The 12,352-nt window shown below is 65.7% G+C and carries 11 protein-coding genes; 5 read left to right on the forward strand and 6 right to left on the reverse strand.

Annotation, left to right across the window (positions count from 1 at the left end; all coding sequences use genetic code 11):
* Positions 1-170: 170 nt before the first annotated feature.
* Entirely contained in the window at positions 171-473 is a 303-nt protein-coding gene (locus DVS29_RS13835; protein ID WP_118181038.1) for an ElaB/YgaM/YqjD family protein, read from the reverse strand.
* Between the two features lie 362 nt (positions 474-835).
* Here DVS29_RS13835 and DVS29_RS13840 point away from each other — a divergent pair, with 362 nt between their 5' ends.
* A complete protein-coding gene (locus DVS29_RS13840; RefSeq protein ID WP_118181039.1) occupies positions 836-1,474 on the forward strand; it encodes a peroxiredoxin in 639 nt (212 codons plus the stop codon).
* Positions 1,475-1,595: 121 nt separating this feature from the next.
* On the opposite strand, the gene DVS29_RS13845 is transcribed toward DVS29_RS13840, so the two are convergent.
* Positions 1,596-2,786, reverse strand: a complete 1,191-nt coding sequence (locus DVS29_RS13845; RefSeq protein WP_118181040.1) for an acyl-CoA dehydrogenase — start codon at positions 2,784-2,786, stop codon at positions 1,596-1,598.
* Between the two features lie 117 nt (positions 2,787-2,903).
* Here DVS29_RS13845 and DVS29_RS13850 point away from each other — a divergent pair, with 117 nt between their 5' ends.
* A complete protein-coding gene (locus DVS29_RS13850) occupies positions 2,904-3,731 on the forward strand; it encodes an IclR family transcriptional regulator (protein ID WP_240655613.1) in 828 nt (275 codons plus the stop codon).
* Positions 3,732-3,774: 43 nt separating this feature from the next.
* Here DVS29_RS13850 and DVS29_RS13855 read toward each other — a convergent pair whose 3' ends face one another.
* Complete coding sequence (locus tag DVS29_RS13855) at positions 3,775-4,599, reverse strand: EAL domain-containing protein (RefSeq protein ID WP_118181042.1); 825 nt, start codon at positions 4,597-4,599, stop codon at positions 3,775-3,777.
* 374 nt (positions 4,600-4,973) lie between these two features.
* Between DVS29_RS13855 and hmgA the strand changes: the two genes are divergently transcribed.
* Together hmgA and fahA are read left to right on the forward strand one after the other, a co-directional pair.
* Positions 4,974-6,320 (forward strand): homogentisate 1,2-dioxygenase, encoded by a 1,347-nt coding sequence (hmgA, locus tag DVS29_RS13860; RefSeq protein ID WP_118181043.1) that lies wholly within the window; start codon positions 4,974-4,976, stop codon positions 6,318-6,320.
* Positions 6,317-7,675 (forward strand): fumarylacetoacetase, encoded by a 1,359-nt coding sequence (fahA, locus tag DVS29_RS13865; protein WP_164707905.1) that lies wholly within the window; start codon positions 6,317-6,319, stop codon positions 7,673-7,675. Before hmgA ends, fahA begins: the two co-directional genes overlap by 4 nt.
* 132 nt (positions 7,676-7,807) lie before the next feature.
* Here fahA and DVS29_RS13870 read toward each other — a convergent pair whose 3' ends face one another.
* The 3 genes from DVS29_RS13870 to DVS29_RS13880 all read right to left on the reverse strand — a co-directional run bounded on the left by DVS29_RS13870 (position 7,808) and on the right by DVS29_RS13880 (position 11,214).
* A complete protein-coding gene (locus DVS29_RS13870; RefSeq protein ID WP_118181045.1) occupies positions 7,808-8,980 on the reverse strand; it encodes an MFS transporter in 1,173 nt (390 codons plus the stop codon).
* Positions 8,981-9,061: 81 nt separating this feature from the next.
* Entirely contained in the window at positions 9,062-10,225 is a 1,164-nt protein-coding gene (locus tag DVS29_RS13875) for an MFS transporter (RefSeq protein ID WP_118181046.1), read from the reverse strand.
* Positions 10,226-10,419: 194 nt separating this feature from the next.
* A complete protein-coding gene (locus tag DVS29_RS13880; protein ID WP_118181047.1) occupies positions 10,420-11,214 on the reverse strand; it encodes a crotonase/enoyl-CoA hydratase family protein in 795 nt (264 codons plus the stop codon).
* Between the two features lie 341 nt (positions 11,215-11,555).
* Here DVS29_RS13880 and DVS29_RS13885 point away from each other — a divergent pair, with 341 nt between their 5' ends.
* Positions 11,556-12,086, forward strand: coding sequence for a plasmid fertility inhibition factor family protein (locus tag DVS29_RS13885; RefSeq protein WP_338069326.1), 531 nt, complete (start codon positions 11,556-11,558; stop codon positions 12,084-12,086).
* Positions 12,087-12,352 lie beyond the last annotated feature (266 nt).

Below are 12,352 nucleotides of genomic sequence, written 5' to 3' on the forward strand. Positions count from 1 at the left end.
GCATGGTCGAGAGGCGTTGCCGGTCGCTTCCAGCCGGGTGACCAGCAGCGCAAGCCATCAGTCAACGCAGCGGGTCCAATCGCGCCGGACCAGACGCATCCGCCGGCCAGCCGCCGATGCGGCCGGACCAGGACCGATCCGGATCACGCTGCCCCGCGCGAGGAGACGGCTTACTTGCGGTTGATCAGCAGACCGACCACGACGCCTACGCCCGCCGCGATACCGATCGATGCCCACGGGTGCTCGTGCACGTAGTCGTCGGTGGCGCGTGCCGCTTTCTTGCCTTTCTCGACCACGACCACCTGCACGTCCGCCGCCTTGTCCTTCGCCTGTTTCAGACGGGTGAGTGCCGTTTCGCGCAGTTCGGAAGCGCGTTCGCCAGTGGCGCTCGCGGCCTGTTTCAGCAGGTCTTCGGCGTCCGCGAGGACGGTTTTGATATCGGACATCAGTCTCTCCTTGTTGACCTCTGACATTGAGAACTCCCTTCATGTCCACGCCACGCGTGAATCGTAAACGATTGCTGCCTTGGGTGGCGAGCGCGGCGTGCTGCTGATTCTGCGCGCATGCGGCCACGCATGATCCATTCCCGAGCACACGCGTTCCGCCCGATGCATCGCACCCGCACGTCCCGCGCTGACAACATTGGCAATGGAGTTGGTCTGTCCCGTGAAGTTTCGCCGATCCGGAACAAAATTACAAAAACTCATAATCTTCTGAGCGGATGTTCGTTCGTTGTGCACGCCCGCAGCCGTATGCTCTGGTTTCTGGCGAACGCCGGGGCATGGTTGCACCAGCGCACGCCTGTATCCTGCCTGTATCCCAACAAGGAGCTGCAATGAGTCTACGTCTTGGCGACACCGCACCCGACTTCGAGCAGGAATCGAGCGTGGGTCGCATCAGGTTTCATGAGTGGCTGGGCGATGGCTGGGGCGTGCTGTTCTCGCACCCGGCGGATTTCACGCCGGTCTGCACGACCGAACTGGGCCTCACCGCGAAGCTCGCGGAGGAATTTGCGAAGCGCAACGTGAAAACGATCGCGCTGTCGGTGGACAGCGCCGAGTCGCACAACGAGTGGATCAAGGACATCAACGAGACGCAGGCGACGAGCGTCGGCTTTCCGATCCTTGCCGACGGCGACCGCAAGGTCTCGACGCTGTACGACATGATTCATCCGAACGCGAACGAGACGCTCACCGTGCGCTCGCTGTTTGTGATCGACCCGAAGAAGAAGGTGCGCCTGATCATCACGTATCCGGCCAGTACCGGCCGCAACTTCGACGAAGTGCTGCGCGTGATCGATTCGCTGCAGCTGACCGACAATTACCAGGTCGCGACGCCGGGCAACTGGAAGCATGGCGACGACGTCGTGATTGTGCCGTCGCTAAAGGACGAAGAAGTTCTCAGGCAGAAGTTCCCGAAGGGCTACAAGGCGCTGCGCCCGTATCTGCGTCTGACGCCGCAGCCGAACAAGTGAGTCGCGTACGGTTCTGGCGGGAACGCGCCCTGCAAAAGCATAACGCCCCGCAGTTCACATATGCGGGGCGTCGCCATTTTTCACGAGCGGTCCCGAAATCGGCGACCGTGAAGGCGGACCGTCAGAAGAACGCCTGAATCCCCGTCTGCGCGCGGCCGAGAATCAGCGCATGAATGTCATGTGTGCCTTCGTAGGTGTTCACGACCTCGAGGTTCACCAGGTGCCGCGCAATGCCGAACTCGTCGGAGATGCCGTTGCCGCCGAGCATGTCGCGCGCGAGCCGCGCGATGTCTAGCGCCTTGCCGCATGAATTGCGCTTCATGATCGACGTGATCTCGACTGCCGCGGTGCCGTCGTCCTTCATGCGGCCAAGACGCAGGCAGCCTTGCAGCCCGAGCGTGATTTCGGTCTGCATGTCGGCGAGCTTTTTCTGGATCAGCTGGTTCGCGGCGAGCGGCCGGCCGAACTGCCTGCGGTCGAGCACATACTGCCGCGCGGTATGCCAGCACGATTCCGCGGCGCCAAGCGCACCCCATGCGATGCCGTAACGCGCCGAGTTCAGGCACGTGAACGGCCCCTTGAGACCGCGCACGTTTGGCATGATGTTGTCCTGCGGCACGAACACGTCGTCCATCACGATCTCGCCGGTGATCGATGCACGCAGTCCTACCTTGCCGTGGATCGCCGGCGCGGACAGACCCTTCCAGCCTTTCTCGAGAATGAAGCCGCGGATGTTGTCCTTGCCGTCTTCCTCGAGCTTCGCCCACACCACGAACACATCCGCGATCGGCGAGTTCGTGATCCACATCTTCGCGCCCGACAGCGAGTAGCCGCCTTCCACCTTCTTCGCACGCGTGACCATGCTGCCCGGATCGGAGCCGTGATTCGGCTCGGTGAGCCCGAAGCAGCCGATCCACTCGCCCGTCGCGAGCTTCGGCAGGTACTTTTCCTTCTGCGCGTCGGAGCCGAATTCGTTGATCGGCACCATCACGAGCGACGATTGCACCGACATCATCGACCGGTAGCCCGAATCGACGCGTTCCACTTCGCGCGCGATCAGACCATAGCTCACGTAATTGAGGCCGGGGCCGCCGTACTGCTCCGGAATGGTCGGGCCGAGCAGGCCAACTTCGCCCATCTCGCGAAAGATCGACGCATCCGTGCGCTCATGGCGGAACGCTTCGAGCACGCGCGGCGCGAGCTTGTCCTGCGCATACGCGGCGGCGGCGTCGCGCACCATGCGCTCGTCTTCGTTGAGCTGCTGATCGAGCAGCAGCGGGTCTTCCCAATGAAACTGGGCAGCGTCGGCCATGATGCAATCTCCTGTCCTGATATCGACCCGGTACGGATCGGCGGGGCTTGACGAATGTTCCGCTATGCGGAACAATGTTTTGCAAATTTGCATCGAGTGTACACCCGAATGAAGCCCATCTCCAAGCCTGCCTCCACCACATCCGCAAGCAAACCGGCGGCCACCGCGTATGAAGAAACGGCGTCGGGCATCGACGAGCGCAAGTTCGTCGTCGCGCTCGCCCGCGGTCTCGATCTGCTGCGCGCTTTTCGTCCCGGCGAATCGATGCTCGGCAATCGCGACTTCGTCGAACGCACCGGGTTGCCGAAGGCCACCGTCAACCGGCTGGCCTACACGCTCACAGTGCTCGGCTATCTGCGTTTCGACGAGGTGCTCGGCAAGTACGCGCTCGATGCCGGCGTGCTATCGCTCGGTTTCGCGCTGCTGTCGGGTACGGACACGCTCGAACTCGCGCGTCCGCACATGCGCGTGTTCGCGCGCGACGTCGGCGCGGCGGTGTCGCTCGGCTGCCGCGACGGGCTCGACATGATCTATCTGGAGACGATCCGCAGCGAAACCGCGTTGACGCTCGGGCTCGCGTCCGGCTCGCGGCTATCGATGCTGACGAGTTCGATGGGCCGCGCGTATCTGGCCGTGCAGCCGGAGGAAGCGCGCGCGGCGCTGATCGCAGAGTTGACGAGAGCGGCGGGCGCAGACGGGGCACGTCTGGCCGCGGATGCGCAGCGCGAGATTGCCGCGTTCGCGGAGGCGCGCTGCTGCTTTTCGTTCCGCGACTGGCACGACGACGTGAACGCGGTCGCGGTGCCGTTTCGCGAGGCGCGCGACGGCCGCTGGCTGGTGCTCAGCTGCAGCGGCCCGGCGTCGTCGATGGGCGAAGCGGTGTTTCGCGAGCGGGTCGCGCCGAAGCTGCGGGCGCTCGCGCGGCGGCTGGGAGACAGCGCGTAGGAACAGTGCGTAGGAACGACGCGGCAGTGCGCCTCAGGTAACGTCAGCGCATGCGGTGCGACGCGAACAGCGGCCCCTGCACGAACCGCACGTCGTATTGCTGCAGCAGATCGAACTGCGTTTCGTCCGCGACGTGATCGAAGATCAGCGGAATGCTCAGGCGGTTCGCGTAACCGACGAGCGGCTTCACCGTTGAATCGCGCAGCGCGTGCCGTGCGTCCATCTTGATGAAATCGAGCCGCTCCTTGTCGGACACGGACAGGATCTGCCCGGCATTCTGCAGGTTGCCGGCCACCTTGAAGCCATAGCGCTGGTAGCTCTTCGTCAGATAGCCGAGGAAGGTCCGATGCGCGACGGCCGCCGACGGCAGCTCGATCACCACCCGTGACGGGTTTAGTCCAAACGAACTCAGCACCCGCGAAAAGTGCTTGCCGTGGTCGTACTTCACGCTCTTCAACAGGCGTTCGTGTACGCGCAGAAACAGCAGCCCGTGCCGCTGCGCGCCAAAGAAGTTGATCGCGTGCAGCGCGCGGGCCATCCGGTCGATCGCGACGAGTTCCTGGTCGTCGTCGATCAGTTCGAAGAGGTTCGTGATGTCGAGCGGCGTGCCGTCGAACTGCAGCGTGACGGCCTGCACGCCCAGCTCGTCACCGAAGCGGTCGGCGAGATTCGGCGCGCTGCCGAGCGACTGCGCGAGCGCATGCACGGTGATGTCGAAGATCGGCTCGTACGCGCTGCCGAGTTCGATGTCGTGAAAGCGCGCCACCGCGACGTCGCTGTGCTCACCGGTGCCCAACATCACGTGTTCGCCGAGGAACGGATGTTCGGCGGCGTGCGCCACGAGTTCGGGAATGGTCAGCGGGATCATGGATTCTGGTCGTAGGGCGCGGCTGGCGGCGCGATCGATGCAAACTCACCGGTCCTGCATCTTCGACGCACAGTCGACACGAGCTGGCGCTTCAGCGCCGGCTCGCCTCCCATGCAGGACGGTTGCATTTCACGATGGTAGCAGTCCGCGTCGGGCACGCATGGACAAATTGCTCATAACCATATTGGCCCGTCCACCAGGGCGGCGTAAGCCGGCAACGACACGCAGGGTCATACGGGTTTACGTTAATTTTACTAATCGTAATTAGTTTTACCATACGTAAATCGACTGCGTCCGACCGGGGGTGCATCGCCGCGCCTCGTCATTGCGTGACCCGTGACGCCGCATGCCCATCGAATTCAAGGAGAACCTGCATGAACCTCTTGACCGCCGAAACCCAGCCGCGCGCCGGCACGCATGCCGCCGAGCCCGGCTACATGAGCGGCTTCGCGAACGAATTCGCGACCGAGGCGTTGCCCGGCGCGCTGCCCGAAGGCCGCAACTCGCCGCAGCGCGCGGCCTACGGGCTCTACACGGAGCAGTTGTCCGGCACGGCCTTCACCGCGCCGCGCGGGCATAACCGCCGCTCGTGGCTGTACCGGATCCGCCCGGCGGCCGTGCATATGCCGTTCACGCCGTTGCCGTCGCACCGGATCGTCGCGAATTTCCACGACGTGCCGCCGACGCCGCCCAACCAGCTGCGCTGGGATCCGCTGCCGATGCCCAGCGAGCCGACCGACTTCGTCGACGGGTGGGTGACGATGGCGGGCAATGGCTCCGCCGACGCGATGAACGGTTGCGCGATCCACCTGTACGCGGCGAACCGGTCGATGCAGGACCGCTTCTTTTACAGCGCCGACGGCGAACTCCTGGTCGTCCCGCAGTCGGGTCGTCTTGCTATCGCAACCGAACTCGGCAAGCTCGACGTCGAGCCGTTCGAGATCGCGGTGATTCCGCGCGGCGTGCGCTTCGCGGTAACGCTGCCCGATGGTGAGGCGCGCGGCTATATCTGCGAGAACTTCGGCGCGCTGCTGCGTCTGCCGGACCTCGGGCCGATCGGTTCGAACGGCCTCGCGAACCCGCGCGACTTCCTCACGCCGCACGCGTCGTACGAAGAGCGCGAGGGCGCGTTCGAACTGGTCGCGAAGCTGAACGGCCAGCTGTGGCGCGCGGACGTCGGCCATTCGCCGCTCGATGTGGTTGCATGGCATGGCAACTACGCGCCGTACAAGTACGATCTGCGCCGCTTCAACACGATCGGCTCGATCAGCTTCGATCATCCGGATCCGTCGATCTTCCTCGTGCTGCAGGCGCAGAGCGATACGCCGGGCGTCGATACGATCGACTTCGTGATCTTTCCGCCGCGCTGGCTCGCGGCCGAGGATACCTTCCGACCCCCGTGGTTTCACCGCAACGTTGCGAGCGAATTCATGGGCCTCGTGCATGGCGTGTACGATGCGAAGGCCGAAGGTTTCGTGCCTGGCGGCGCGAGCCTGCATAATTGCATGTCCGGCCACGGTCCCGATGCAGATACGTTCGAGAAGGCGTCGCATGACGATACGTCGAAACCGAATAAGGTCGGCGACACGATGGCGTTCATGTTCGAGACCCGCACGCTGATCCGCCCGACGCGGTTCGCGCTCGAAACCGCGCAGTTGCAGGCCCATTACTTCGAGTGCTGGCAAGGTCTCACGAAGCATTTCAACCCGGAGCAACGATGAGTGCAGCAAGCGAGCAGCAGGCCGCAGCGGCTTTGGCCGCGACCCGCGATCCGTCGCGTCGCAGCTGGATCGACGCCGCGAACGATCCTGCCTGCGATTTCCCGATCCAGAACCTGCCGTTCGGCATCTTCAGTCATCCCGGCAACACGACGCCGCGCGTCGGCGTGGCCATCGGCGATCAGATCGTCGATCTCGCCGCGCTGAGCGACGCGGGCCTGCTGATCCTGCCCGATCCGAGCGCCGTCGATTTCGACGTAACCAATGCGGCGCGCGTGTTCGCGAATCCTGCGCTGAACGATTTCATCGCGCTCGGCCGCGACACCTGGCGCGGCGTGCGCAAACAGCTGAGCGCGTTGCTGTCCAGCGGCAACGCCACGCTGCGCGACAACGAGGCGCTGCGCGAGAGCATGCTGGTGCCGATCGCGGAAGCCACACTGCATCTGCCGCTGCAGATTCCCGGCTATACGGACTTCTACTCGTCGAAGGAACACGCAACGAACGTCGGCGCGATGTTCCGCGATCCGAAGAATGCGTTGCTGCCGAACTGGTCGGAGATGCCGATCGGCTACAACGGCCGGGCGTCGTCGGTGGTGGTGAGCGGCACGCCGGTGCGACGCCCGAACGGGCAACTGAAGCTGCCCGATGCCGACCGTCCGGTGTATGGCGCGTGCCGCAAGCTCGACATCGAACTCGAAACGGGCTTTGTGATCGGCCGCGGCAATTCGCTTGGCGAGCCGATCGGCTGCGAGGACGCCGAAGATCACATCTTCGGCATGGTGCTGCTGAACGACTGGAGCGCGCGCGACATCCAGCAGTGGGAGTACGTACCGCTCGGACCGTTCAACGCGAAGACTTTCGCGACCACCATTTCGCCGTGGGTCGTCACGCTCGATGCGCTCGAACCGTTCCGCGTCGCGCAGCCCGCGCAGGATCCGCAGCCGCTGCCGTATCTGCGCCATGCGGGCGCGCACGCGTTCGATGTCTCGCTCGAAGTCGAACTGCGCGCGGAAGGCGCGGCTGCATCCACCACGATTTCGCGTACGAATTTCCGCCACATGTACTGGACGATGGCGCAGCAGCTCGCGCACCACACGGTGTCGGGGTGCAATACGCGGGTCGGCGATCTGATGGGATCGGGCACGATCAGCGGCCCGACGGACGGCTCGTTCGGCAGCCTGCTCGAACTCACGTGGAACGGCCAGAAGCCGGTCGCGCTGGATGGCGGCGGCAAGCGTTCGTTCATCGAAGACGGCGACGAGCTCACGCTCAAAGGCTGGTGCCAGGGCAATGGCTACCGGATCGGATTCGGTGCGTGCGCGGGCCGGATTTTGCCGGCGCATCCGGCGCAAGGCTGAGCGCCAGCTACAGGCTGAATGGACGACGGGCGACGATGCGCGGTGAGCGCGTCGTCGCCCGTTTTCATTGATGGTGCGGGGAAGACGTGCGCATCGCGTCGCAGAGCGCCGGTCGCGCCCGCACGGGTCATGTCACGCTGCGGCCTGCACACGCCTGCGCGACCGTTCCCACCGGATCGCCACGAGAAACACGATCGCGCTCGCGAGCAGCACGCCGATCACCGCATCGTTGCCGATGCCCTTCATCAATGCGCCCGCGACGAGCGGCCCGCCAAAGCTCGCGACGCTCCACGCCGCGCCGACGATCGAGCTGGCCGACACCAGCGCTGCGCCGCGAAACCGCTCGCCGCACGCGACGATCGACAGCGTGTAGATCGCGCCCGCGCTCGCACCGAGCACGAACAGCAAAGGCCAGCACAGCCACGACGACACCGCCCACGGCAACAGGGGCAGCAGCGCGATCACGACGACCGCGCAGCCCGTATGCACGCGCTCGCGGCCGATGTGATCCGCGAGCCAGCCAACCGGAAACTGCATCGTGGTGTCGCCAAGCAGCAGTGCCGATGCGAACAGCACGGCCACCTCGGCAGCGACGCCATGCGACATCGCGAAGAGCGGCAGCAGTGACAGCGCGATCGTGTCGAACAGCGCGAAGAAGCCCGTACCGATCACGAGCGCGGGCATCTGCGGCAGCACCTGTTTCCAGGCGCCGTGCACGCCATGTGTGTCGTGCTCCGCATGCTGGTCCGCCAGCGGCGGCGCGACGCGGATCGCGCGCAGCGCCGGCAACGCGAGCAGGAAGATCGCGCCGCACAGCAGGAAGCGCAGATGGGGCAGATCTTCGATCTGGCTCACGAGGATCGGGCCGGCCATCTGGAACAGCGTGAAGTTGGTCGCATAGATCGCGACGACGCGGCCGCGCGTCGCATCGTCGGCCAGCTGGTTGACCCATGCCTCGCCGATCGTGAAGAGCAGCATCAGCGCGGCGCCGCACAGCACGCGCAGCACGGCCCACAGCAACAGGTTCGACGTGAACTGCATCGCGGCCGTGGCGAACGCGACGGTCACCACCGCGCCGACGATCGAGCGGCGCGCGCCGAGCTGTGCCGCGATGCGCCCGGCGAGCGGCACGATGAAGAGTCCGCCGCCTGCCTGCGCGGCCGTGAGCAACCCCACGACGTCGGTGCCGAAACCGCGCTGCGTGAGCGCGAGCGCGGTGAGCGGAAGGGTGGCGCCGCTGCCCAGTCCGACAACGGCGACACTGAGAATGAGCGCGACGAAATCGCGCGTGAGGATCGCTTTCATCGGCACGGATGCTAGCAGGTCCGCTGCAACGGCAGGGCACGCGCGAGCGTTATGACCGCACGCTGCGCGCTTCGCGCGGGATCAGCCCGCGACGATCATCCCGTCGCGCCGTCCCGCCGACATCGACCACAGCGTGAGCGCGAGCGCGCAGATCGCCATCGTCACGCCGACCCACGGCAGCGACGTGAGCGGCACGCCCGCGCCGATCGCCGCACCGCCGAGCCACGCGCCCGTCGCGTTGCCGAGATTGAACGCGCCCTGGTTCAGCGTGGACGCGAGATTCGGCGCCGCGCTCGCGCGATCGACAACCATGATCTGCAGCGGCGGCACGATCGCGAACACGAGCACGCCCCACAGGAAGATCGTGATCATCGCCGGATACTCCATGTGCATCGTGCCCGCGAAGATCGTGAGGATCACGCAGATCGCGCAGAGGATGGCGACGAGCGACGGCATCGCGCGCCAGTCGGCGAGCTTGCCGCCCGCCGTGCTGCCGACGGTCAGGCCGAGGCCGAACAGCAGCAGCACGAAGGTGACCGCGTGCGGCGTGAAGCCGGTGACGTCTTCGAGAATCGGCGTGATGTAGGTGAACACGCTGAAGAGGCTCGCCGAGCCGAGCGCGCTGATGCCGAGCACCGCGAGCACCTGCGGATTCTTCAGCACGGTGAACTCGTGCACGAGGCTCGCCTTCTGCATGTCGATCTTTGCCGGCAGGCAGATCGCGAGCGCGATCGCCGCGAGCACGCCGATGCCGGTCACGGCCCAGAAGGTGGCGCGCCAGCCGGCCAGTTGACCGAGCGCAGTGCCGAGCGGCACGCCCAGCACGTTCGCGAGCGTGAGGCCGGTGAACATCAGCGCGATGGCTTGCGCGCGACGGTTCGGTGCGACGAGGCCCGCCGCGACCACCGAGCCGATGCCGAAGAACGCGCCGTGGCAGAACGCCGTGACGATGCGCGCGGCCATCAGCACCGCATAGCCCGGTGCGATCGCGCACAGCAGATTGCCGACGATGAACACGCCGATCAGGCTCATCAGCGCCTTTTTGCGCGGCATGTTCGCAACCGCGATCGCGACGATCGGCGCACCGATGGTGACGCCGAGCGCATAGGCCGACACCAGCATGCCGGCCGCGGGAATCGTCACCGACAGATCGCGCGCGACGTCGGGCAGCAGGCCCATGATGACGAACTCCGTGGTACCGATTCCAAACGCGGCAACGGCAAGGGCAAGCAGGGGCAAAGGCATGATGGTCGTGCTGGGGGACCCGGCCGCGTGCGTCTTCGATACGAAGCGTGCAGGCGCAACCCAGGGTAAGTCGGTAGGGGATTGTACCTAAGCCGAAAGTCTTTTGCAGGCTTGCCCGCGGGCTGTTGTTTTTTGTGGAAAGCCTTGTCTGGCGGGCGCTTTCGGACGTTTTTGGGCGACTGCCGCAGCCTGTTTCAGAGCTTGCCGCCATGCCGTCCCGCACCGCCGGCGAAGCGTGCCGCGCCCGCCGCGCCTTCGTCGAATACCGCGCGATAACCGCCCGCGCCTTCGCGGCGCAGCGCTTCGGCGAGATCGTCGAGCGGACTGTTCTCGCAGGCCGAGCGGCGATCCGCGAGCATGGCCGCCTGCGGCAGTGCAACGAGTTCATGCGCGAGCGTTTCGGCGGCGGTGCGCGCGGTGCCGGTCGGCACGACGCGGTTCGCGAGTCCGAACGCGAGCGCTTCGGTTGCGTCGATCGCGCGTCCGGTCAGGATCAGGTCCAGCGCGCGCGATAGTCCAATCAGGCGCGGCAGCCGGATCGTCCCGCCATCGATCAGCGGAATGCCGACGCGCCGGCAGAACACGCCGAGCACTGCATCGGCCTCGACGACGCGCAGGTCGCACATCGCCGCGAGCTCGAGGCCGCCTGCTACCGCATGACCCGCGATCGCCGCGATCAACGGCTTGCCGAGCAGCATGCGCGTCGGTCCCATCGGTCCCGGGCCGCTGCCGTCGGCATGCAGCTCGTTGCGGCGCGCGTCGTCTTCAAGCGCGGTGAGATCCGCGCCCGCGCAGAAGGTGCCGCCCGCGCCGAACAGCACGGCGACGCGCCATGCATCGTGCGTGTCGAAGCGGCGGAACGCAGCCGATAGCGCGTCGGCCACCGGTCGATCGACGGCATTTCGGCGGGCGGGACGATCGAGCACGATCGTCGCGACTGCGTCGCGCGCCTCGATCCGCACGTGGTCTCCAAAGGTCTCGACGTCCATATGTATCGCTCCTCTTCGACACTCTCCCGTTTCGGCCGCCAGGCGGCGACGGGCCTGACTTTCCGCGTGACGCGACGCAAACCCGACACCGCAAAAAATCTATTTCGCATCGGGAATCGACGCATGCAGAATAGAGGGCAAAGGTGTCATATGAGCGTCATCGGCAACTCGTAGCGTAGCGCCTTTCATTGTGGACACGAGCGCGGACCTGCCCGCATCGTTCGGCGATGACCATCACGTACCAGCAGCCGTCTTCCGATCCATCCATGCCATCGAACGCGCCCGGCGCTCCGTCTTCCAGTCCCGCTTCCACCCCTGCTACGCCTGACACCGCTTCCGCGGTGTCAGCGTCGCCTGCATCCGCGTATGCGTCGTCCGATGTGCCCGCCGGCGTCGGGCCCATCTGGCTGGTTCCGTTGCCAGAGCATCCATCGTATGACCATGTGCGCCTGAAGCGCGTGTTTGTCACGGACGGCACGCGTCACGAAGTGGTGCTCGTCGATATACGGCAGCTCCTCGTCTGCGCGGATCGCGACCAGACGGACTACGTACTGAAGCCTGTCAACGACTGGCATTCGGGCAAGGTGCGCGGCATTCGCGAGTTCCTCGATCCGGAGAACGCGCGCGTTCCCGAGATGCCGTACGTCACGGTCACGACGCGGCGTGCGCCGGGTCTGCTGGGTCTCTTCGGTATCGAAAAGGAAGGTGTGGTCTCGTTCCGCAACGGCCAGCATCGTGCGCGCTATCTCGCCGAGGCGGGCGCGCGCTGGCTTCCCGTCGAAGTGCACGAGCGGGAAGCGGCGTTGCTGCGCGAGTACTGTGGCGCGCCGGACGATGCGCGCACCATCGTGCAGGTGCTGCCGGCGGCCTGATCCGCCTGGTGGTTCCGGGCCGCGCGCTGCGCGCCAGTGTCGCGGCGCCACGATGTGACGCGTAGCTTCCCGGTCCATGCGCGGGCGTCGCAGGGGCCGTCTGCGCGATCCCGGTCATCTCGTCCCGCAGCGGCTGGTCCGGATGGTCACCGAAGATGAGGTCGCCGTCTTCTTGCAGACATCGGTATCGAGGTGGCAGAGCTGGCTGCCCTTGAGCGCCAGCACCGGCACAAAGCGCGGCAGGCACAGGTCGAAGTGACTGGCTG

The sequence above is a fragment of the Paraburkholderia phosphatilytica genome (genome assembly GCF_003443895.1).
GTDB lineage: Bacteria > Pseudomonadota > Gammaproteobacteria > Burkholderiales > Burkholderiaceae > Paraburkholderia > Paraburkholderia phosphatilytica.

Bases quoted from the DNA above. Each gene is read 5' to 3' on its own strand.
- DVS29_RS13840 (WP_118181039.1), top strand. From the start codon at position 836: ATGAGTCTACGTCTTGGCGACACCGCACCCGACTTCGAGCAGGAATCG.
- hmgA (WP_118181043.1), top strand. From the start codon at position 4,974: ATGAACCTCTTGACCGCCGAAACCCAGCCGCGCGCCGGCACGCATGCC.
- fahA (WP_164707905.1), top strand. From the start codon at position 6,317: ATGAGTGCAGCAAGCGAGCAGCAGGCCGCAGCGGCTTTGGCCGCGACC.
- DVS29_RS13835 (WP_118181038.1), bottom strand. From the start codon at position 473: ATGTCAGAGGTCAACAAGGAGAGACTGATGTCCGATATCAAAACCGTC.
- DVS29_RS13880 (WP_118181047.1), bottom strand. From the start codon at position 11,214: ATGGACGTCGAGACCTTTGGAGACCACGTGCGGATCGAGGCGCGCGAC.
- DVS29_RS13870 (WP_118181045.1), bottom strand. From the start codon at position 8,980: ATGAAAGCGATCCTCACGCGCGATTTCGTCGCGCTCATTCTCAGTGTC.
- DVS29_RS13845 (WP_118181040.1), bottom strand. From the start codon at position 2,786: ATGGCCGACGCTGCCCAGTTTCATTGGGAAGACCCGCTGCTGCTCGAT.
- DVS29_RS13875 (WP_118181046.1), bottom strand. From the start codon at position 10,225: ATGCCTTTGCCCCTGCTTGCCCTTGCCGTTGCCGCGTTTGGAATCGGT.
- DVS29_RS13855 (WP_118181042.1), bottom strand. From the start codon at position 4,599: ATGATCCCGCTGACCATTCCCGAACTCGTGGCGCACGCCGCCGAACAT.